The organism is Microbacterium sp. ER1 (genome assembly GCF_023383675.1).
Lineage (GTDB): Bacteria > Actinomycetota > Actinomycetes > Actinomycetales > Microbacteriaceae > Microbacterium.
The window spans coordinates 1-253 of sequence record NZ_QCXO01000071.1 but is presented as its reverse complement, the minus strand read 5'-3'; the positions used below and the strand labels follow the sequence as shown (position 1 = coordinate 253).

Genomic DNA, 253 nt, shown 5'->3' with positions numbered 1-253 from the left:
CGTCTGCATGACCATCAACGTCGAAGCCGGCCAGATCCTGCCGCAGCGCGTCGGGTCCTTCGTGGAAGAGCTCGCCGAACGCTACCCCGGCATCTCCCTCTGCCTCGAACTCAACGAGCGGTCCGTCGCCCGGGTGTCCACTGCCGTGCGCGCGCAGGCCGACCACCTCCGCGACATCGGCATCATGATCGCCCTCGACGACTACGGCTCCCAGGACTCCTCCGTCGACGCGTTGGTGCGGATGCCGATGGAC

The 253-nt window shown here is 67.6% G+C and carries 1 protein-coding gene; it reads left to right on the top strand.

The features are described 5' to 3' along the window. A partial coding sequence (locus tag BV453_RS01805; protein ID WP_249520733.1) for an EAL domain-containing protein occupies positions 1-253 on the top strand: 253 nt, incomplete at both ends.